The sequence below is a fragment of the Pseudomonas sp. MIL9 genome (assembly GCF_016887925.1).
GTDB lineage: Bacteria > Pseudomonadota > Gammaproteobacteria > Pseudomonadales > Pseudomonadaceae > Aquipseudomonas > Aquipseudomonas mohnii.
Map to the genome: position 1 here is coordinate 161,897 of NZ_JAFEHE010000008.1, position 21,166 is coordinate 183,062.

24 protein-coding genes and 1 tRNA gene are annotated in these 21,166 nt (G+C 59.8%); 20 read left to right on the forward strand and 5 right to left on the reverse strand.

Annotated elements, in window-relative coordinates; genetic code table 11:
- Positions 1-7: 7 nt before the first annotated feature.
- From hisA to JQF37_RS11005, 5 genes are all read right to left on the reverse strand, one after another.
- Positions 8-745, reverse strand: coding sequence for a 1-(5-phosphoribosyl)-5-[(5-phosphoribosylamino)methylideneamino]imidazole-4-carboxamide isomerase (gene hisA / locus JQF37_RS10985; RefSeq protein WP_130207393.1), 738 nt, complete (start codon positions 743-745; stop codon positions 8-10).
- A 42-nt stretch (positions 746-787) separates the two neighbouring features.
- Positions 788-1,048, reverse strand: coding sequence for a DUF2164 domain-containing protein (locus JQF37_RS10990; RefSeq protein ID WP_090328034.1), 261 nt, complete (start codon positions 1,046-1,048; stop codon positions 788-790).
- A complete protein-coding gene (hisH, locus tag JQF37_RS10995; protein ID WP_130207395.1) occupies positions 1,049-1,687 on the reverse strand; it encodes an imidazole glycerol phosphate synthase subunit HisH in 639 nt (212 codons plus the stop codon).
- A complete protein-coding gene (hisB, locus tag JQF37_RS11000; RefSeq protein ID WP_047536319.1) occupies positions 1,687-2,280 on the reverse strand; it encodes an imidazoleglycerol-phosphate dehydratase HisB in 594 nt (197 codons plus the stop codon). Before hisB ends, hisH begins: the two co-directional genes overlap by 1 nt.
- 263 nt (positions 2,281-2,543) lie before the next feature.
- Complete coding sequence (locus tag JQF37_RS11005; protein ID WP_130207397.1) at positions 2,544-4,208, reverse strand: OFA family MFS transporter; 1,665 nt, start codon at positions 4,206-4,208, stop codon at positions 2,544-2,546.
- A 290-nt stretch (positions 4,209-4,498) separates the two neighbouring features.
- Here JQF37_RS11005 and JQF37_RS11010 point away from each other — a divergent pair, with 290 nt between their 5' ends.
- From JQF37_RS11010 to JQF37_RS11105, 20 genes are all read left to right on the forward strand, one after another.
- Complete coding sequence (locus tag JQF37_RS11010; protein ID WP_130207399.1) at positions 4,499-4,903, forward strand: acetyl-CoA sensor PanZ family protein; 405 nt, start codon at positions 4,499-4,501, stop codon at positions 4,901-4,903.
- Positions 4,904-4,981: 78 nt separating this feature from the next.
- The gene (locus tag JQF37_RS11015; protein ID WP_130207401.1) at positions 4,982-7,207 is read left to right on the forward strand and encodes an AsmA family protein; all 2,226 of its coding nucleotides are present in this window, start codon (positions 4,982-4,984) and stop codon (positions 7,205-7,207) included.
- Positions 7,204-8,271: an A/G-specific adenine glycosylase gene (mutY, locus tag JQF37_RS11020; RefSeq protein ID WP_130207404.1), complete on the forward strand. Its 1,068-nt coding sequence runs from the start codon at positions 7,204-7,206 to the stop codon at positions 8,269-8,271. Before JQF37_RS11015 ends, mutY begins: the two co-directional genes overlap by 4 nt.
- Positions 8,268-8,540 (forward strand): oxidative damage protection protein, encoded by a 273-nt coding sequence (locus JQF37_RS11025; RefSeq protein ID WP_003220737.1) that lies wholly within the window; start codon positions 8,268-8,270, stop codon positions 8,538-8,540. Before mutY ends, JQF37_RS11025 begins: the two co-directional genes overlap by 4 nt.
- Positions 8,541-8,643: 103 nt before the next feature.
- Positions 8,644-8,719: transfer RNA gene (locus JQF37_RS11030), tRNA-Phe, on the forward strand.
- 209 nt (positions 8,720-8,928) lie between these two features.
- Positions 8,929-10,134: an integrase arm-type DNA-binding domain-containing protein gene (locus tag JQF37_RS11035; RefSeq protein WP_204149631.1), complete on the forward strand. Its 1,206-nt coding sequence runs from the start codon at positions 8,929-8,931 to the stop codon at positions 10,132-10,134.
- Positions 10,135-10,384: 250 nt separating this feature from the next.
- A complete protein-coding gene (locus JQF37_RS11040) occupies positions 10,385-11,266 on the forward strand; it encodes a hypothetical protein (protein WP_204149632.1) in 882 nt (293 codons plus the stop codon).
- 158 nt (positions 11,267-11,424) lie between these two features.
- Positions 11,425-11,691: an AlpA family phage regulatory protein gene (locus JQF37_RS11045; protein WP_204149633.1), complete on the forward strand. Its 267-nt coding sequence runs from the start codon at positions 11,425-11,427 to the stop codon at positions 11,689-11,691.
- Complete coding sequence (locus JQF37_RS11050) at positions 11,692-12,063, forward strand: hypothetical protein (protein ID WP_204149634.1); 372 nt, start codon at positions 11,692-11,694, stop codon at positions 12,061-12,063.
- Entirely contained in the window at positions 12,060-12,533 is a 474-nt protein-coding gene (locus JQF37_RS11055; RefSeq protein ID WP_204149635.1) for a Rha family transcriptional regulator, read from the forward strand. The genes JQF37_RS11050 and JQF37_RS11055 overlap by 4 nt, the downstream gene beginning before the upstream one ends.
- Positions 12,534-13,011: 478 nt before the next feature.
- Complete coding sequence (locus JQF37_RS11060) at positions 13,012-13,239, forward strand: hypothetical protein (RefSeq protein ID WP_204149636.1); 228 nt, start codon at positions 13,012-13,014, stop codon at positions 13,237-13,239.
- A complete protein-coding gene (locus JQF37_RS11065) occupies positions 13,236-13,760 on the forward strand; it encodes a hypothetical protein (protein WP_204149637.1) in 525 nt (174 codons plus the stop codon). Before JQF37_RS11060 ends, JQF37_RS11065 begins: the two co-directional genes overlap by 4 nt.
- A gap of 20 nt (positions 13,761-13,780) precedes the next feature.
- The gene (locus JQF37_RS11070; protein ID WP_204149638.1) at positions 13,781-14,056 is read left to right on the forward strand and encodes a hypothetical protein; all 276 of its coding nucleotides are present in this window, start codon (positions 13,781-13,783) and stop codon (positions 14,054-14,056) included.
- Positions 14,049-14,270, forward strand: a complete 222-nt coding sequence (locus JQF37_RS11075) for a hypothetical protein (protein ID WP_017336042.1) — start codon at positions 14,049-14,051, stop codon at positions 14,268-14,270. The genes JQF37_RS11070 and JQF37_RS11075 overlap by 8 nt, the downstream gene beginning before the upstream one ends.
- Complete coding sequence (locus JQF37_RS11080) at positions 14,267-15,145, forward strand: toprim domain-containing protein (protein WP_204149639.1); 879 nt, start codon at positions 14,267-14,269, stop codon at positions 15,143-15,145. Before JQF37_RS11075 ends, JQF37_RS11080 begins: the two co-directional genes overlap by 4 nt.
- A complete protein-coding gene (locus JQF37_RS11085) occupies positions 15,132-16,934 on the forward strand; it encodes a DUF927 domain-containing protein (protein ID WP_204149640.1) in 1,803 nt (600 codons plus the stop codon). Before JQF37_RS11080 ends, JQF37_RS11085 begins: the two co-directional genes overlap by 14 nt.
- Positions 16,935-17,270: 336 nt before the next feature.
- A complete protein-coding gene (locus tag JQF37_RS11090; protein ID WP_204149641.1) occupies positions 17,271-17,579 on the forward strand; it encodes a hypothetical protein in 309 nt (102 codons plus the stop codon).
- A gap of 106 nt (positions 17,580-17,685) precedes the next feature.
- The gene (locus tag JQF37_RS11095) at positions 17,686-20,451 is read left to right on the forward strand and encodes a phage tail tape measure protein (RefSeq protein WP_204149642.1); all 2,766 of its coding nucleotides are present in this window, start codon (positions 17,686-17,688) and stop codon (positions 20,449-20,451) included.
- Between the two features lie 53 nt (positions 20,452-20,504).
- The gene (locus JQF37_RS11100; RefSeq protein WP_204149643.1) at positions 20,505-20,792 is read left to right on the forward strand and encodes a hypothetical protein; all 288 of its coding nucleotides are present in this window, start codon (positions 20,505-20,507) and stop codon (positions 20,790-20,792) included.
- On the forward strand, positions 20,789-21,148 hold the full coding sequence (locus JQF37_RS11105; RefSeq protein ID WP_204149644.1) for a hypothetical protein: 360 nt from the start codon (positions 20,789-20,791) through the stop codon (positions 21,146-21,148). Before JQF37_RS11100 ends, JQF37_RS11105 begins: the two co-directional genes overlap by 4 nt.
- The last annotated feature ends 18 nt before the right edge of the window (positions 21,149-21,166 follow it).

Here is a 21,166-nt window from a genome sequence, read left to right on the forward strand (position 1 = left end):
TCAGTCCTCAGCCTTTGTACGAATCGCAGAAAGCTTGCGCTTCAGCGACGTCGAGAGTGCCTTCGTAGATCGCCCGGCCGGTGATGGCGCCGATGATGCCTGGCGCCTTGGCGTCGAGCAGCGTCTTGATGTCGCCCAGGTTGTGGATGCCACCGGACGCGATCACCGGGATCCTGGTGGCAGCGGCCAGCGCGGCGGTGAACGGTACGTTGCAGCCCTGCATCATGCCGTCTTTGGCGATGTCGGTATAAACGATGGCGGACACGCCGTCGGCTTCAAACTGCCTGGCCAGGTCGATGACCTGAATGGTGCTGATTTCAGCCCAGCCGTCGGTGGCGACGAAACCATCCTTGGCGTCCAGGCCGACGATTACCTTGCCGGGGAACGCGCGGCAGGCTTCGGCAACGAATGCGGGATCCTTCACGGCCTTGGTGCCGATGATCACGTAGCTCACGCCCGCTTTCACGTAGTGCTCGATGGTTTCCAGGGAACGGATACCGCCGCCGATCTGGATCGGCAGGTTCGGGTAGCGCTTGGCAATCGCGGTTACCACTTCGCCATTGACCGGCTGGCCTTCGAAGGCGCCGTTCAGGTCGACCAGATGCAGACGACGGCAGCCGCCCTCCACCCACTTGGCAGCCATGCTCACCGGGTCATCGGAGAACACCGTGGAATCTTCCATGCGGCCCTGGCGCAGACGAACGCAGGCACCGTCTTTAAGATCGATAGCGGGAATAATCAGCATCTGGCAAACCTTCAAATTTGAATGTTCAGCTTGGCTCGGAAATCAGTTTTTCTCGAGCGCCCACAGGTCGCTTTCGATGCTTTCGAACCTCTCTTTGAGGTGCGTCTGCACATCGAAAATCGCCCTGTTGTAATAGTGCGGAGCAATTTCACGGGTAAACAGCTCAAGAATCTCAGCCGCCTCGAATGTGCCGAGGTCGAGTTCGAAGCGGTCTTCCATGAACCGCTTGATCTTGCTGTTGGCCTCGTTCTCCTGCTCAGGGGTGAGCGTGAGGATCGGCGGCCTGGATTTCTTGACAGCCATTTACCAGCGACCGTCCCACGCCGCGAAGTTCTGCAGCAACTGCAGGCCATGGGTATGGCTCTTCTCCGGGTGGAACTGCACGGCGAAACGCGAGCCATCGGCCAGCGCCGCGGCGAAATCGACACCATAGTGACCGCCACCGACCACCTGCCGCGGGTTGGCGGCGGCGATGTAGTAGCTGTGTACGAAGTAGAAGCGCGCCAGGTCGGGAATGTCATGCCACAGCGGGTGACTCACCTTCTGCTTCACTTCGTTCCAGCCCATGTGCGGGACTTTCAGGTGTTCGCCGTCTTCGACGAGATCCTTGCCAAAAAACTTCACCTGGCCCGGGAACAGGCCGATGCAATCGACGCCGTCGTTCTCTTCGCTGGTGTCGAGCAAGGCTTGCATGCCGACACAGATACCGAGGAACGGACGGTCCTGGCTGACTTCACGCACCAGCGAGTCGAAGCCCAGGCGACGGATCTCCGCCATGCAATCGCGGATCGCGCCGACGCCGGGGAAAACCACCCGGTCGGCTTCGCGAATCACATTCGCATCACTGGTGATCAGGACCTTGCCGGCACCGACGTGCTCGAGGGCCTTGGCCACCGAGTGCAGGTTGCCCATGCCGTAATCGATAACCGCGACTGTCTGCATTACAGGACGCCCTTGGTCGATGGCATTTGCCCGGCCATGCGATCATCGAGTTCGACGGCCATGCGCAGGGCGCGGCCGAAAGCCTTGAACACGGTTTCGATCTGGTGGTGGGTGTTGTGGCCACGCAGGTTGTCGATGTGCAGGGTGACGTTGGCGTGGTTGACGAAGCCCTGGAAGAATTCCTGGAACAGGTCAACGTCGAAGCCGCCGACAGTCGCGCGGGTATACGGAACATGCATCTGCAGGCCGGGACGGCCGGAGAAGTCGATCACCACGCGCGACAGCGCTTCATCGAGCGGCACGTAGGCGTGACCGTAGCGACGGATGCCTTTCTTGTCGCCGATGGCTTTGGTGAATGCCTGACCCAGGGTGATACCGACATCTTCCACCGTGTGGTGGTCATCGATATGCAGGTCGCCTTTACTGACGATATCCAGGTCGATCAGCCCGTGACGGGCGATCTGGTCGAGCATGTGCTCAAGAAAAGGGACACCGATCTCAAATCGGGCCTTTCCGGTGCCATCCAGGTTGATCGAGGCTTTGATCTGGGTTTCCAGAGTGTCGCGCTCGACAGACGCCTTACGTTCGGCCATCACCAGCTCCGCAAAATCATTGGGCGAAAAAGGCAACCATTATAGGGGCGTGGGCCGGAAACAGAAACACGGGAGGTGATATCGCTGACGGAGTGAATCCGGGGGTGTCGGCGATGTACATGTCCATACAAGCCATTTTAGAGCCACATAAAACCAATGTGGGAGCGAGCCCGCTCGCGAAGAGGCCCTCACATTCAACATTTCTGTCGACTGTCAGGCCGCATTCGCGAGCAGGCTCGCTCCCACAAGGGCAATACGCTGACTTAGTGGAACAACACCGCCGTTTTTTGCAGGGTCACCCAAACACCCCACGCCAACGGAATACCCACTACCAGCCACGCCGCCACCGCCAACGGCTTGGAGCCCGCATCAGCTTTCCATTCCAGCACGGTGCTGCTGTCAGCGCCCTTATCGTGACCCAGCGCCTGTTCGGCGGCCAGCTCGGCGTCGGTCATGAAGTACTTGTCGGCCACCGGGCGCACCAGCAGGTTGCACAGGAAGCCCAGCACCAGCAGGCCGGCGAGGATGTACAAGGTGATGTCGTAGGCAGCCGCACGCTCAACGCCGATGCTCAGCTGATACTCGCGCAGGTAGTTCACCAACACCGGACCCAACACACCCGCCGCCGCCCACGCGGTCAGCAAGCGACCGTGAATCGCACCGACCATTTGCGTACCGAACAGGTCAGCCAGATAAGCCGGCACCGTCGCAAAGCCACCGCCGTACATCGACAGAATGATGCAGAACGCCGCCACGAACAGAGCGATGTTGCCCAAATGACCGAGGTTCGGGATCAGCGCATACAGGGCAAAACCCAGGGCGAAGAACACGAAGTAGGTGTTTTTGCGCCCCAGATAATCCGAGAACGAAGCCCAGAAGAAGCGGCCACCGATGTTGAACAGGCTCAGCAGACCGGTGAAGCCTGCGGCGATCGCGGCGATCGAAGCCAGTTGCGCAGCGTCCAGCTGACCAAACGTCAGCCCATTGCCCAGCAACTTGCCGGCGAACACTTCCTGCAACAGAGGCGAAGCCATGCCCAGGATGCCGATACCGGCGGACACGTTCAGGCACAGCACCAGCCACACCAGACGGAATTGCGGGGTCTTCCACGCCACATTCACGTGGACGTGGCGATGCGTGATCATCGCATTCGAAGCTTTCTTCACCGGCGCAGTCCAGCCTTCAGGCTTCCAGCCAGTAGGCGGCACGCGGTAAGACAAGGCGCCACCGATCATGAACACGAAATAGATCGCAGCCATCACCAGGAAGCTCTGCCACACGCCCACGCTGGTGGGCGAGGCGAAATGCCCCATCAACGCCGCAGCCAATGGTGCACCGACCATCGCGCCACCGCCGAAGCCCATGATCGCCATGCCGGTGGCCATGCCACGCTTGTCCGGGAACCATTTGATCAGGGTCGACACCGGCGAGATGTAACCCAGGCCCAGGCCGATACCACCAATCACGCCGGAGCCGATCCACATCAGCCAGATCTGGTGCGTGTACACACCCAGCGCCGAAATCAGCAGACCGCCACACCAGCACAGTGCCGACACAACGCCAGCCTTGCGTGGCCCGGCATGTTCCAGCCAGCCACCCCAGATCGCTGCCGAGCAACCCAGGAAGATGAAGAACAGGGTGTAGATCCAGCCGAGCATCGAGATCGGCCAGTCGCATTGCGAAGAAAAGACTTGAGCGATGAAGCTCATGTCCGGCGCGCAAGCCACCGGAGCGGTGATCCCCAGCGCCTTGGACAGTGGCAGCCAGAACACCGAGAAGCCGTAAGCCATGCCGATGCACAAGTGGATGGCCAGCGCGGCCGGTGGTACCAGCCAACGGTTGAAACCGGGCTTGGCGATGATGCGCTCCTTGGACAGGAACGCGGGCTGATCGGCTTTCAAGCCGTCCGCCGTTATGCTCGTGGTCATTGTGTATCCCCCAATTATTAGTATGGTGCGTCAGTCACTCCTCACCCTCAGCCTTGATTGCACGCAGGCACGACCGTTTTTTTCAGGCTAAAGCTGCATTTTGCTGCGACAACTCGCCGCAGAAGGACCGACGAACGGACGAAGGTTACCATTTGCACGTGACAGTAAAACCAAACTGACATCATGTTTTGTACGTTATCCGATCTCTTCTCCTGTGGGAGCTACCTGACGGCCCGAGCCGCCGGCATCTCCGACAGGGAGCAATCCGTTTACAACTGACAGGAAACGATATGCCGATCATTGTCGAGCCGCTGAACGAAGCCACCTACCAGGATCAGCAAGACCTGCAGAAAATTTACCGCGATGCCCCGGACTGGCTGCTCACACCGTTTGCCACAGATACACAGCTGATTGAACGCTGCCTGCGGGAAGGCTCGCTGATTGCAGGACGCTTCAATGACCGACTGTTGGGCGCTGCCCGCCTGCAACGGCACCCTGACGTTTGGTATTTGTCTCAATTGTGCGTACGAAAAATCACCCGTCGTCGTGGGGTCGCAGAACGCCTGGTGTGTGAAGCGCAGAAAATGGCTGCGCAATCGGGCGCCTCATTGCGTCTTCTGGCCCCCGCCGGACATCTGGAAGCCCAAGCACTGGCTGCCAAGTTGCACGTACCGCTGGATGCTCTGGCGGAATGATCGCTGACCGGTCGTCCGTTTTGGGGCGCTATACTCCTCGGCTAAATTACGAAATCGACTAATTAAAAGGACTCGCCCATGAAAGCGTTCGGCAAAATCCTGGGTCTGGTGCTTCTCGGGCTGTTGCTGATCATTGTGGCGCTGGGCTTTGCCCTGACCCACCTCTTCGATCCCAACGACTACAAAGACAAGATTCGCCAGATAGCCCGCGACAAGGCCCACATCGAGCTGACGCTCAATGGCGATATCGGCTGGAGCCTGTTCCCATGGCTGGGCCTGGAGTTGCACGATGCCGGTGTTGCGACCCTGGCCAAGCCGACCGAACCGTTTGCCGACTTGCAGATGCTCGGTCTGTCGGTCCGCGTGCTGCCCCTGCTGCGCCGTGAAGTGCAAATGAGCGATGTCCGCGTCGAAGGCCTGAATCTGCGCCTGACCCGCGACAAGGATGGCCACGGCAATTGGCAAGACATCGGCAAGGTCCCGGCGCCGACCACTGCTGGCGCGCCTGCCGCTACCGCCAGTGAACCGGCCCCCCAAACCACGGCCCAGGTTGAAAAACCGTCCCAGCCGATCCGCCTCGACATCGACAGCCTGACCGTCAATAACGCCCGCGTTGAATACAACGACGAGCAGACCGGCAAGCAGTTCAGCGCCGAAAGCATTCAGCTCAGTACTGGCCCGGTGCATGACTCGACCAATATCCCGGTCAAACTCACCGCTTTCCTGGGTACCAACCAACCGGTTCTGCGGGTGCGCACCGAGCTCAACGGCGAGCTGCGTTTCGAGCGCGCATTGCAGCGCTACAAACTCGAAGACATGCGACTGTCCGGCGAAGTGGCCGGCGATCCGCTGCAAGGCAAGACCATGACCTTCGCCGCCCAGGGCCAGTTGTTACTGGACAAGGCGGCCAACGTCGCCGAGTGGACCGGTATCAAAATCTCCGCCAACCAACTGCGTGCGCTGGGTGAACTGAAGGTCAATGACCTCGACAAGACGCCGCAGGTCAGTGGCGGCCTGTCGATCGCCCAGTTTGATCTGGCGAAGTTCGTCGACAGCATCGGCCAGACCCTCCCGGCCATGGCCGAGGGCAGCCTGAGCAAGGTCGAACTGGTCAGCCGCCTGTCGGGCACGCCGAGCAGCCTTGCACTGGACGACATCAACCTCAAAGTCGACGACAGCACCTTCAGCGGCCGCATCGCCGTCGAGGACTTCGCCAAGCAATCGCTGCGGGCGGTGCTCAAGGCCGACACCTTCAACGTCGACCGTTACCTGCGGCCAAAATCGGCGGAGGCCAACAGCGCGACGCAAGTGCGTCAGGCCGAAGTCGCCAGCACCGAAGCGGATGCCCTGGCCGGCGCGGGCAGCACGCCACTGCCACAGGCACCGACCAAGGGCGCGTGGAGCAGCGAGCGCCTGTTGCCGGTGGAGCGCCTGAGCAAACTCGATGTGGATGCCGACCTGTCCTTCGGCCAGTTGACCCTGGACAAACTGCCGATCCAGAACGCCGCGCTCAAGGCCAACGGCAAGGGCGGACTGCTGACCCTGACAAACCTGCGTGGCGATCTGTACGGGGGCAATTTCGAAGCCACCGGCACCCTCGATGTACGCCAGCAGGAACCCGCGCTGAACCTGCAGACGAAAATCAACCGGGTCCCGGTGGAGAAAATCCTCGAAAGCCAGGGCAAGAATCCACCGGTCAAAGGTCTGGTCACACTCAACAGCAACCTGACCGGCAACGGCAACAGCCAGAAAGCGCTGATCGAAACCCTCAATGGCAACGCCGGTTTCGTCATCAACAATGGCGTGCTGCTCAACGCCAACCTTGAACAACAACTGTGCAAGGGCATCGCCACGCTCAACCGCAAAAGCCTCAGCGGCGAGCCACGGGGCAAGGACACACCGTTCCAGGAGCTCAAGGGCAACCTGACCTTCCACAACGGCGTGGCCAGCAACCCGGACCTGAAAGTGCGCATCCCGGGCATGACCGTCAAGGGTGACGGTGATGTCGACCTGCGGGTGCTGGGCATGGATTACCGCGTGGGCATCATCGTCGAAGGCGATACCAGCGCCATGCCGGACCCCGCCTGCCAGGTAGGCGACAAGTTTGTCGGCATCGAGTGGCCACTGCGTTGCCGTGGTCCGCTGGAACTGGGCGCCAAGGCATGCCGTCTCGACAACGAGCGCATGGGTCAGGTCGCAAGCAAACTGGCAGGCGACAAGATCAGCGAAAAAATCGACGAGAAACTGGGCGACAAGGTTAGCCCTGAACTGAAAGATGCACTCAAGGGGCTGTTCAAGCGATGAAAGCCGAGCAGTTTTCAACGGCGGTGCTGGACTGGTACGACCGCCATGGCCGGCACGACCTGCCCTGGCAACAGCACATCAACCCGTATCGGGTGTGGGTTTCGGAAATCATGCTGCAGCAGACCCAGGTCAGCACCGTGCTCAATTACTTCGACCGCTTCATGGCCTCGCTGCCGACGGTCGAAGCCCTGGCCACTGCGCCGGAGGATGAAGTGCTGCACCTGTGGACAGGCCTGGGCTACTACACCCGTGCGCGCAACCTGCAAAAGACCGCGAAGATCGTCGTCGAACAGTACGGCGGTGAATTTCCGCGGGAGGTGGAAAAACTCACCGATTTGCCCGGCATCGGCCTGTCTACGGCCGGGGCCATTGCCAGCATCAGCATGGGCCTGCGCGCGCCGATCCTCGATGGCAACGTCAAACGCGTGCTGGCGCGGTTTACTGCGCAAGAGGGTTATCCGGGCGAGCCCAAGGTCGCCAAACAGCTCTGGGCCAACGCTGAGCGCTTTACGCCCCATGACCGGGTCAACGCCTACACCCAGGCGATGATGGATCTGGGTGCCACGCTCTGTACCCGCAGCAAGCCGAGCTGCCTGCTCTGCCCGCTGCAAAAGGGCTGTGAAGCGCACATGCTCGGCCTGGAGACGCGCTACCCGATCCCCAAACCGCGCAAAGCCGTGCCACAGAAGCGCACGCTGATGCCGCTGCTCGCCAATGGCGACGGCTCAATTCTGCTCTACCGTCGCCCTTCCACGGGCCTGTGGGGCGGTTTGTGGAGCCTGCCGGAACTCGATGACCTCGACGACCTGCAGCACCTGGCGTCGCAGCACTCTCTGGCGCTGGGCAACCAACAGGCCCTGCCGAACCTGGTGCACACCTTCAGCCATTTTCAGTTATCCATCGAACCCTGGCTGGTACAGGTCCAGGAGGACGGCCACCACGTGGCCGAGGCCGACTGGCTCTGGTATAACCTCGCCACCCCGCCGCGCCTGGGCCTTGCCGCCCCGGTCAAAACCTTGCTCGAACGCGCGGCCGCCGTATTGAACGCAGGAGAGTCGTCATGACCCGCACCATCATGTGCCGCAAGTACAAAGAAGAATTGCCAGCCCTGGAGCGCGCTCCATTCCCGGGCGCCAAGGGCCAGGACATTTTTGACCACGTCTCGGCCAAGGCCTGGGCCGACTGGCAAAAGCACCAGACCCTGCTGATCAACGAAAAACGCCTGAACATGATGAACGCCGAAGACCGCAAATATTTGCAGGGCGAGATGGACAAGTACTTCTCCGGCGAGGATTACGCCAAGGCCGAAGGCTACGTTCCGCCTGCAGAGTAACCCCGCAAAATCGGGGGGCGGATCGTAAGCGACGGAATTAATTTAAGAAATTTTAAAAAAGTCGTTGACGTAAATCCGAAAAACCCTTTTAATGCGCCCCGTTGCCCAGATAGCTCAGTCGGTAGAGCAGGGGATTGAAAATCCCCGTGTCGGCGGTTCGATTCCGTCTCTGGGCACCACCTTTCGTTTTCAGGTGATGCCAAGCACACCTGAAAGCACACAAGAAACCCGCCTAGTGCGGGTTTTTTGCTTTCTACAGTTCCCAACCGTTCCCTTGTAAGCCCAAACATATGTGAGTAGATTCGTGAGTAGATCCAGTTCGGTCTAGGAATCTACTCACACCACGGCGACTAAATCCCCGCCTGGTGCGGCCTACAAGGAGGCTGCTTTGCCACTCTCAGATACCACCATCCGCACCGCCAAGCCGAAGGACAAGCTTTACCGGCTGACGGACGCCAACGGGTTATGTTTGGAAGTGGCACCGACAGGCACCAAGCTATGGCGGTACCGCTACCGCTTTAACGGCAACGCTAAAATGCTGGCGCTGGGCAAATACCCTGCCGTCACTTTGCTGAAGGCCCGCCAGCTACGCGATGAGGCCCGCCAACTGCTGACCGAAGGCACAGACCCCAGCGAGCACAAGAAAGCCGCCAAACAGGCTCAGAAGGTCGACGGGCTGACTTTCGAGACACTGGCGCGGGAGTGGTACGACTACAACTCGCCACGATGGGCAGAAGCCACCACCTACAAAGCCAAGCTGTATCTGGATAACGACATGATCCCCAGCATTGGCGCGCGCCCAATTAAAGCCATCACCCGACCCGAGTTGGTCGAGTTGGTGCGCACAGTCGAGGCAAGGGGCACTCTCAATGCCGCAGGCAAGATTCGCCAATGGCTACACCAGATATTCCGGTATGGGTTGGCCAAGGGCGTCATAGAGGTAAATCCGGCCACCGATCTGAACGTGGTGGCTGCGCCAGCAAAAGCCGCACGCCACCACCCGCACGTCACCTTTGCCGAATTGCCCGAGCTGCTGGGGAACGTCGAGGCAGCGAACATCCATTCCCTGACCCGACACGCCATACGCCTGCTGACGCTGACAGCGGTTCGCCCTGGTGAATTACGCCAAGCGCCGTGGTCGGAGTTCGATCTAGACGCCGCCACTTGGACGATACCCGCCGCCCGCATGAAAGCCCGCCGCCCGCACATCGCCCCTCTACCCCGCCAAGCCGTCGCCATCTTGCGCCAGCTCCACGAAATCACCGGGCGTTACTCGCTGGTCTTTGCTGGCGCTAACCCTGAGCGGCCCATGAGCGAGAACACCATCAACAAGGCGTTGCGGCTGGCGGGGTACGAAGGCCGACAAACAGGTCACGGCTTCCGCCACCTGTTGAGCACCGAGCTCAACGGACGCGGGTACAACAAGGATTGGATCGAGCGCCAGCTTGCCCACGGTGACAGCGACGAGATCCGCGGCACCTACAACCATGCGGCCTATGTCGAGCAGCGCCGGGAAATGATGCAAGCGTGGGCTGACTCCATCGACGCACTGTGCGCCGGCGCCAACGTGGTGAGCATCAAACGTAAGGCATAGTTTTCTGTCTGTGCGCGGGCTCGTTTGGGTCTGGTTGGGCTTTGCTGATAACATAATGGCCATTGCTGTACATTCGTACAGCTAGCGCATATGAGCTTGGCAGATGTCGGGATCTGGTGGAGACGAGCAGTTAGAACCATTCGGGCGCATAAGGCTCGATAGGATCTATTCCGACTGGGCGTCAGGTCATCATATAAACCCTCGCCTTCTCGCCTTTGAAGTAGCCGCGACGCTAGCAGCGTCCTCACGTTTGGATCAGCCAATCAAGACCATGCATGCGTGTGTCTTTTTTGAAGGTCGATCTGACCGAACCATCCCAGTTACATACGGCGCACTCATCGACTACTTCGACGCCGCCAGCGCAGGCCAACACGCTCAGACAATTGCAACCACCTCAGGCCCGATCCCAGCTACTAACGTTCTGATATGGCGGAAGTGGATTGAGCGCTTTGTAGACGAGGCCACCGAGCGAGCCGAGAATGCTGCAGGGTTTGCTCAGCCGGCAAATGACAGCGCCAGCATAGCGATGGTAGCCAACACCACTCCTGCAAATAGCAAGGCAGCCAAACTACCCCACCTATCGGGAAGCGCCCCGTTCCTGCTGCAAATCCAACAGGCCCGACTACGCCAGCAGGGCGAGGACAGTGCAAGCGAACAGCTCGCCTCGAAACAACAACTCCTTGACCAGGCAATACTTGAGGCAGCTAAGTGGAAAGCCATGTACGAAACGGCCGAGATGAGGCTACAGGTGCGAGACGAGGAGCTAGAGAAAATAACCCGCGAACTGAGCGCCAAGCATAGGGCGCTAGTAGAAGCAGAGGATGAAAATATCCACATGGAAGAGCAGCTTGAGGAAGCTATGGCCTTGGCCGAGATCATCCGCCCCGATAATGAGTTTTCGCCGCCTGAGTTACGCCAGATGGTGATGTGCTGCCGCGAGCTCAGTCGTGATTGCACTATTGATGTAGTTGCCGAGAAAGGTATTGGGCTTCGTATGCAGGTCAAAAGTTGGCTTGAAAAACGAATAGAGAAACCGGCAATCAATCAAATTGACCGCTTTGCAACCGCGCTGACTCTGCTTTCTCACAAAAAAGGGGGAGCTCCAACTCGTAACAAACAAAAAAACGGGTGACCCGTTACAAGCCTTGTAAATCAAAGCGCGCAACGGTTATCCACAGCATGCTGACATAAACCCCTCCCCCCTAGAGTGCAACTCCTCATCTGTTAGGGCCAATACCCGCCGGCCAAACTTTGCCTATGTTCTCAACGCCACCCAAGGAGGCGCACAACATGGCAGGCCCTACCATTTCCCAGCTTCACCAAAACTCGAAAGCCGAACTTGAGCGGCGCACTGAAACCGCAAACCTCCGCCGTTTCATCAAGTTGGCCGAAGTCCGCAGTTTGACCACCCTTTCCACATCCGAGATTTACCGCCGCATTGCAGCTGGTCGCTTCCCGAAGCAGGTACTGCTCGGGCCGAAGTCTGTCGTCTGGATCGAGGCTGAGGTTATTGCCTGGTGCGACTCGCTGGTCGCTCTGCGAGTGGAGGCGGCATAAATGACCGACCAAAAAAAAGACCAACCTAAAAAGGCCAGTCCGGAAAAATCTCACGCCCATAGTACCACCACCAGGATCGGGAAAGCGCCGACGAAGATCAGCCGCGTCCTGACTTATCTGCTCCAGGATCACAGCCTCAACCGCTTCGAAGCCGAGCGCCTGGGCGACCACTGCCTCCACTCGACTATCAGCAGGCTTTCCAACGCCTACGGGCTGAACTTCAGCCGCCAGCCCGAGCGTGTGCCAAACAACTGGGGCCAGCCTTGCATGGTGACTCGCTACAACCTACCGGCCAGTGAGCGTAAGCGCGCCCGCAACGTCCTAAAGATGCTTTGCAGCGCTGCTGGCATTAATCGTGAGGTGGCGGCATGAACGCTATCGTCCTAATCCACTCCACAGACGAGGTCCGCGCCGACAGCCGCATACTGGCCGAACAGCTGGGCGTTAAATCAAAGAACACGCTTGGCCTGATCGAGCGATACCTCAGCAAGTTCGAGCGGTTTGGGGTTGCTCTGTTTCAAACGGAGAAACCTGGGGCCGGTACTGCTGGTGGTAGGCCTGAACGGTTCGCGCTGCTCAACGAGGATCAGTGCTATTTCCTGCTGTCACTGTCTCGCAACACTGATCGCGTCGTAGAGCTGAAGGCGGATCTAATCATGGCATTCCGCGAAGCCAGGTATGGGCACGCCTGCCAGACGCTGGAAGCTCGCAAAAAGGAGGCTAGCAGCAGTGGTCGCCGCCTTGCTCACTGGCGTTATGACAAGCCTGGCGTTTACCAGCACGTTGCCCACCTGAGGGAGCAACTCAAGCTTCCACTCGATCTGGAGGACGTGCGCCCATGATGAATGCCTTGCTCATGCCCCACGATGAGTGGTCTATAACTTCTCTTGCCAGCAATCACGCCCGCCGGTATGGTTTGCCCTGTCACATTGCTGACAACGACCTTGGCGGGTCGAAAAGTAAACGGCGCAACAGCGCCCCTATTACGATTGCAGGCGCTTTTTTTGTGCCCGCATTCTCGTGTTATGGCGGGTTGCGCAGGAGCACCTTCGGGTGCGCCGGGTTCCGTTTACCCCGGTCCGCCAATCCTGTGCAATTCGCCACCCTTCCCTGCTTGGCGGCAGATAGGAGTGGTTCCAATGAAGTAAACGGAGCTACACCCATGAAACACGCCCTCTTTCCGTCCGTAATTCGCGCCTTTGCTCACCGCCACATGGCTCTGATCGCTCTTCGCGCAAACTCTCCCCTGTCCGTCCGTCTCGCCCGCTACAACGCCCACATGGCCATTGTCCGGACCTTGGAAACTGTAGGGGGTGCCGTATGACTTACCCTACCCAACCCTCCGCGTCCTCCGCCGACAGTCCACTTAACGAGTTGCGTGATGTGCAAGACATCCTTGTACTGCTGAGCCTGGCGCTTGCCATCATTGCCTCACCCTCCACGCCAATCCTTGTCGCCCGTGTCGCCGCCGTGATGGCCCAGCACACCGCCATGGCCTGGGCGGAACTCCTCGACGACGCGATCGCCGCGCAAGGGGGTGAAAAATGAACCGCCAGCTTTTGTCTTCGCTCTTCGCCGAGCGCGAGCACGCATCTTCGTGGTGGAGTGTCCTCAATCACTTGCGCATCTCCAACCAGTTGCCAGAGTGGGTTCGCACCAAAGTAGTTGGTAGTGATACCGACTATGAAGAGTCGATGCTCGAAAGAAGCATCGTCAATCATGCGCTGTTTGGCATCGACGAAATTCGACCGGGAGACGACCTTCGGCCATGCGCCTTTGAGTATCAGAGTCTCATTGACCTGATGGAGTTGGAGCGCACCCGTTATCTGACCTGGTGGACCATGCTCAATGAAATGCGGGCGCGTAAACAGCTGCCGGAATGGGTTGTGACGAACCGCATAGGTCACGGCCCGGACCATGAGCGGTGGTCTGACAAAGCGGCCAAGGTCAACCAGATGCTGTTTGGCCAACCACATGTTCGCCACTTGGCGACGCAGCTTCGGGTGCCTGAGGGGCCACGACCAGATTCTCGCCAGCGCACAGCGTCGCTGACTCCCGTGAATTGCTGATTCGATAAAGGTTTAAGCACATGAAGATTCAAAATGGCGCGCCAGCGTCAACGGGATCGGCTTGCCCGAAAAAAGCCACAGAGCTGTTTTATGTGACCCATCCGAAGGCGCTGAAAGCGTTGCTTGGGCCCTTCCTGACTGAGGCTGACGCGGAAGCTGGCCGCATCGTGATGCGTAGTGCTGAAGCCGCAGTGACGGCCTGCTTGGTCGATTCAATCGACGACATCACGCACTGGCACGCCGTGAACAATGGCCGGGTTTGCCGGATCTTTGCTGGGAGCGCCAACCATGGGTGATGTGATCCAGTTCGATCCACTCACCAGCATCGTCCGCGACGACGTGCCGCCACACATGGACGACTTCGGGCGCGCGCTGCTGATCGGTGCCTTCAGCGATCTGGTGAAACTGCGTGACAGCGCGACGAGCGAACACAGCCGCAAGCAATCCGATGCGATCGTTAAGCAGATCGGCAGCGTGCTGGCGCGTTACGAGCCGGAGGGTGCGGCATGACAGACACCACGATCCTTTTCCGTGACGCGCTCCAGTCGGTCTATGGCCCACTCGACTGGATTCCCGTGCCCGACAGCACCATCCACCGGTTCCGCGTCCCGGACGACAAACCCGGCACCCTCAATGGTTGGTATGTCCTGTACCTAGACGGTATCGCTTCGGGTGCGTTCGGGAGTTGGAAGGCTGGCGCTACCAGCACCTGGTGTAGTCGTGAACCAGTGGACGCCCGCGAAGCCGCGCAGGTGCGCCAGCGAATCGAGCAGGCCAGGCGCCAGCGTGAAGCCGAGCAGCAACGGCGCCAGCTCAAGGCCGCGAACATTGCTCAACGCTGGTGGCGTGATGCGCGCCGCGCCGATCCCGATCACCCGTACCTGATTGCCAAGGGCATTCGCGCCTACAGCCTGCGCCAGCGTGGTGACGAATTGCTGGTGCCGCTGTATTCCGGTGGTGTGCTGGTCAATCTGCAACGGATCGCCCCGGACGGCAGCAAGCGTTTCCTGTTTGGGGGCCGGATCAAGGGCGCCTATTCGCCGCTGGGGCGTATCACACCCGGCAAGCCGCTTTGTATCTGCGAAGGCTGGGCGACGGGCGCAACGCTTCACGAAAGCGGCTACACCGTCGCCTGCTCGATGAACGCCGGGAATCTCAAACCGGCGGCGCTGGCGCTTCGGGCCGAATACCACACCACCGAAATCATCATCGCGGGCGATGACGACCGCCTTACCGACGGCAACCCAGGACGCACAGCGGCAAACGCAGCCGCGGCAGCAGTCGGCGGCCAAGTGGCTTTCCCCGAGTGGCCAGAAGGTGCGCCCGATGACCTCACCGACTTCAATGACCTCGCAAACTGGAAGCTCTCTAATGGCCAAGCCTGATACCAACGTTATCAACCTTCGGCCAGAGGCCGCCACCATCGCGCCTGCTCGACCTTGCTGGGCGGTGTACGAACACTGGGTGACCAACGAGAACGGCCGCAAGCTGCGTCCAGGCGTGTATTGGCACAGCTTCAAGCGCACTGCTGCCGATCAGGATGACGCCGAGAACGACGCCGCCGACCGGCCGATCGCTGATGAGTGGATTTCAAGCCCCGTCACGGTTGTGGCCCGCACCACCAACAGCGACGACGGCAGCGAGGGGCGACTCCTGCGCCTGGTCACAGAGGGCGGAATCAAGGAATGGATCATCGCCATGGAGGTGTTCGGCGGCAGCGGCGAGGACGCCCGGCGAGCGTTGTTCGGCATGGGCGTCATCATCGCGCTGAAGAAACGCGGCACGTTCATGGAGTACCTGCTCGACCAGCACCCTGCAGATGTATTCGCCACCACTTGCCGACCGGGCTGGCATGAGTCAGGAGCATTCGTGTTGCCCGGGCGAACGATCGGCAGCGCCAATGTGCGGTATCAGGCCAGCAACAAGGCTCAAGTACTTTTCAGCCGGCGCGGCGAGCTGGCGCAATGGCAGTCAGAGGTGGCCGCCAAGTGCGCCGGCAATCCGGTGCTCACGTTGGCGATCGGCTGCTCGCTAGCCGGCCCGCTGCTGAGCCTGGTCGGCGTGCTGGGTGGCGGCGTTCACCTGGTGGGCGATAGCTCGAGCGGCAAGTCGCTGGCGCAACTGATTGGCTCGTCGGTGTGGGGCGACCCGGGCGTATTTGCCGCCAGCTGGGACATGACCAAGGGCGGCCTGGAGATCGAGGCGTCGAGCCGTAATGACACCATCCTCCCTCTGGACGAGATCAAACGCGCCGACCCGAAGCGGGTACAGGAGATGGCCTACTCCCTCGCAAATGGCCAAGGTAAAGGCACCATGACCCGCGAGCGTGAAGCACGCGGCAAACTGAGCTGGCGCCTGCTGACGCTCTCCAGCGGAGAACGCTCGCTATCTGAGCACGCTGCCATTTCCGGGAATGCCGCCCACGCTGGCGCCGAGTTACGCATGGTCGACGTGAACGCCGGCACCCGCACGCATCGGGCCTTTGATGAGCTACATGGCCTTGAGGGAGCGGACTTCCACCGGCAGCTCACCGTGGCTGTCGGTGCCCACCATGGCCACCTTGGACCGGAGTTTGTTGAGCGCTTGGTCGCGGCCGATGACAAGCCAGGACTGCTCAGCGACTTTGATGGCATCCGCGCCCAGTTCGTTGAGGACAACGCCCAAGCCGGCCGTGTGGCTGACCGGTTCGCCGTGATTGCGCTGGCGGGCGAGATGTCCATCGCCTACGGCCTTTTGCCCTGGGAGCCAGGTACCGCCCTCGCCGACTGCCGCCTGCTCTATGGCGAATGGCTCGCCCGTGTGGGCGGCGGAAACGCAGAAGATCGGCAGATCCTGGCCGGCATCATCGACTTCATCGACAAGCACGGCAGCAGCCGATTCTCCGATGTCGATGCGCCAGAGGTGGACGCCAAAGTGTTCAACCGGGCCGGGTACTGGGAGCTGGTGGCCGGCAAGCGGCTCTTCCTGTTCAACAAATCTGCACTCATCGAAGCCGCTCACGGGTTCGGCCTTACCCGAGTCATCAAAGCTCTTGAGGTTGGCGGGGCATTGGCCAAGCGCGACACCGACCGAGATAGCCGCAAAACCAAAAAGTACCGTATTCCCGCCGGCGGTTCGGCGCGCCTTTACGTGATCGATCCAGAAGCCCTGGACAGCGAAGGAGGTGCGGTGTGACCCCGATCTACGCCAAGTGCGAATGCCCGAGTTCACAGGAACCTACATTTTTGGGGAACAGGGGGAACGGGGGAACAGCCAGTAAAACCGTGGCCTGTAGCCGTTCCCCCTTATTGAATGTATGGGGAACAGGGGGAACACAAACATGTTTTTGAATATAGCCCCCCAAGACTTTCTGAGCATTTGGTTATCACTGTTCCCCACAAAAAAACGTGGGGTACAGAATCCCCCTCTGAAAGCACCGGAAACATTGGCTGTTCCCACTGTTCCCCCGTTCCCCCGTTTTTTTTCTACAGACACATATGGGCAATGGAGCAATCGTGGCGAGGTGGCGCAATGAGCCTCCTCTCCGGCTTGCTCGATCACATGCCGCCAGCCATTCCCGGTACCGACTCGCCAAAAGTGGATAGTCGGCCTGGCCCGCGCCTGGTGCTGGCCTCTCACGTCGAGCGCCCGGGGAAGTTCATCACCGGACCGCACGCAAATGCCGCCACAGCCACGCCAGAGTGGCGCCAGGCCCGCGACCAATATCTGAGCCACATCATGGTTTGCCGCTCCTGCTACGCGCCCACCGGCCGCCATTGCATTGCTGGCGCCGACCTGCGCGTCAGCTACGAAACAACACATATGGAGGCGCACCAATGACGCCTACGCGACACGTTTCCCGAATAACGAAAACGTGGCGCGGCATGAGCAACGACACCGGGCATCAGCCCATGACCAGCGCCAGCGGCGCTAAAGAGGTAATGGCATGACACAAGATATAGCCAGTCTCGGGATCAAAGTAGAGACGGGGGATGTAGCCAAAGCATCCACAGAACTGGATAGCCTCGCGCAGGCTGGCGCGAAGGCCGAAAAGGCGACGGAGAGCTTGGCCGGCGGGACTAAGAAGGTAGGCATCTCCATCAAAGAGATGGCCGAACAAACCAAAGGGGCTGGGCAAGCCACCGAAAAGTTTACCAAGAAGACCGATCAACTCGGCATGTCGGCGAAACAGACCGCAAACGCCCTTCGCGGCGTGCCTGCGCAATTCACCGACATTTTCACCTCAATTGCTGCTGGCCAGCCGATAACAATGGTCGCCTTGCAGCAGGGCGGCCAACTAAAGGATATGTTCGGCGGGATTGGTCCTGCTGCTCGGGCTCTGGGCGGTTACGTTGGTGGGCTGGTTAACCCATACACTCTGGCCGCGGCCGCTGCTGCTAGTCTTGGCATTGCTTATTACAAAGGCTCGCAGGAAGCGACCGCCTATAGCACCTCGCTGATCCTCACCGGAAATGCGGCTGGCACCAGCGCTGATCAGTTGGCATCGCTCGCACGCCAGGTTAGCGCGACGGTGGGCACAACCGGTGCGGCCGCTGAAGTCCTCGCCCAGCTGGCTGGCAGTGGAAACATCGCCGCGTACAGCTTCGAGGGCATCACCAAAGCCGCGCTGACGATGAAGGGCGCGACCGGCAAGGCGGTGGAAGAAACCGTTGCGCAGTTCGCCTCGATCGCCAAAGAGCCGGTAGCGGCCTCGATCAAGCTGAATGAGCAGTATCACTACCTGACCGCATCCGTGTACGAACAGATCGTCGCGCTGGAGAAGCAAGGTCACCATACCGAAGCGGTTCGCTTAGCCACTGTTGAATTTTATGATGCCGTTCAGGGCCGAGGCGAGCAGATCACTCAGCGGCTTGGCACGATCGAGAAAGCCTGGAGCAACGTCGCCAAGGCTGCCAAATGGGCATGGGACGCTGCGCTTGATGTTGGTCGAGAATCCACCTATGAGGAAAAGCTGGCAGAGCTTGAACAGGCAGCATCCAATGCGGCCAGACTTGGTGCTGGTCCGCGCGGTACTGGCGGGCAGGGCGCTGCTGGCATTGAGGCGCAGCGTGCTTCCCTGATGCTTGAGGAGCAGGAACGCCGCAACCGGGTTCAGGCCAACAAGGATGATCAGGACGCTAATGAACGATCGATCCAAGCCCGCCAGCGTCTGAACCTGCTGGTCGACAAAGGCAAGTCGCTCACCCAGCAAACGGCTGACGCTTACGAGAAGATCAACAAGGACGCGGCCGAAGCTGCCAGGAAAGGCACGGCTTACACGGCCGATCAGATTGCTCAAGCGAAGAAAACCGAGTTCGAGCGCATTAACGGCAAGCCTGCCAAGGGTGGCGGCGCCAAACAACTCGACCTGACCGGCTACAACGACGCCCAAAACGCAATCAAGGATCTGCAAGCCACGTATTCGAACTCCGAAAAGGAACTTGAGGCGCAGCAGAAGGCTGGACTGATCACGCAGCAAAACTACCTCGACCAGCGCACCGCGTTGATCCGGGCAGAGCGTGAAGAAGTCACCAGCGCCTATCAGGCCGAGATTGCCGCACTGGAAGCGGTGAAGGATCGCACCGGCACGACTAGCGAGCAGCGCATTCAGCTTGACCAGAAGATCGCCGATGCACGCACCAGCATGGTCAAGGCGCAGAAGGATGCCGACAGCCAGCTAAATATTCTCGCCACCAGCGAGGAAGGTAGGGTCAAGGCTCAGACCGCAGCATCGAAGGCTTATGTCGATCAACTCGAACGGCAGCGCGCCGCGCTTGAGGCATCAGGTGCGCGCGCCGCTAACGGGCTTGGATTGGGCGATCGTCAACAAGGCCTTCAGAACAGCCTCGATGGTTCCACTGACAAGTTCAATGACGAGCGCGCCAAGCTGCTGGATCGTCGCCGGACGGCTCCAGATAAATACAGCATGGATGACTACCAGAAGGATCTTGCAAGCCTGCAGACCGCCGAGGACAGCTACCGCGCCACCGTGGTTGGCAACTACGACAAGATGTCCGTAGCCCAGGCTGACTGGCAGTCCGGTGCGACATCAGCGTGGGCAAACTACCTAGACTCGGCGAGAGATGTGTCGGGCCAAACGAAAAGCCTCTTCACTAATGCGTTTGGCGAGATGGACGACGCTCTGGCAAATTTCGCGTTGACCGGAAAGCTGTCTTTCAGTGACCTCGCCAAGTCGATTATTTCGGATATGGCACGCATTGCCGCGAAGCAGGCCAGCTCCTCGGCCTTGAGCGGTTTGTTCGGCCTGGCAGCCAACGCAGTCGGGTCATATTTCGGCGGCTCTAGTGGCGCCACTCAGGGCGGCTACACCGGATCGGACTACTCGAACTGGGTGAAAACTCAGGCCAAGGGCGGTGCTTGGTCCGGCGGCGTGCAGATGTTTGCCGACGGCGGCGCGTTCACCAACAGCGTTGTCAGTTCGCCAACCGCCTTCGGGATGTCTGGCGGGAAGACTGGCGTCATGGGTGAGGCCGGTCCTGAGGCGATTGTCCCGCTTGCGCGCGACTCACAAGGGCGCCTCGGTGTACGTGGCGGCAGCAGCGCAACCCCGATCACCATGACCTTCTACATAGACGCTGCCGACAACGGCGCTAGCACCATCCCAGACCCCGCTAAGCTGGCTGAAGCGATGAAGACAGTCGCCCGACAGGAGATCGCCAACCAAAGGCGCAACGGCGGTCAACTAGCCTAATAGGGCTTGGGTTATTCGGCGGCTCCCGCCATCCAATTCAATGGAGATAAGCGATGACAATTGAGTACGACAAGCAGGTCCTCGTCGGAGTAATAAGTGACGCAGTGACCAATCACTTCCTGAAAATGCTGCCCAAGCAACCGGACGCTATTCGGGTTCGGGAGATCCTAGAGGAGGCGATCGAGATCGTTGTTCGGACGACTTCGGTTCTACATGAAGACTTTGAAACGCGCCCCGCAGAGATCCTGCAAGAGGGGCGAGAGCACTCGAAAGCTAATGTAGACCGATACCTGAAGATCATTTTAAGCCCAGGCAGCAAAGCTTGGAGACCTCGTAAATGACTGGTCAAGAACGCTTCGCCGAGGCGTGTAAGACAAACAGCTTTGCGTCGTACTCGCTGAAACAGGGGCCTGACTCTGGATACCTAGTGTGGGATGTCCGGCACGTCCGCGACGGCCTGAAGGTAACCATCGACGGTCCTTTCTTCACCGAGGAAGAAGCGCGGGTATCGGCCGATCTGCTTCGCGGGACATTCCGCGGCGCCCGGGCCTATAAGACGATCCGCGATCGGATTTGGAATTATGACCCGAGGGATGAACAGGTGACATTCGATCAGGCGCGTATGTCGCGATCTCTTCTCGCCATTCGCCTTGGCGTGAAAGCCCCAACCAACAGCGCCGCCGGCGCACCGGAGTAAATCATGACCCTTTCCATG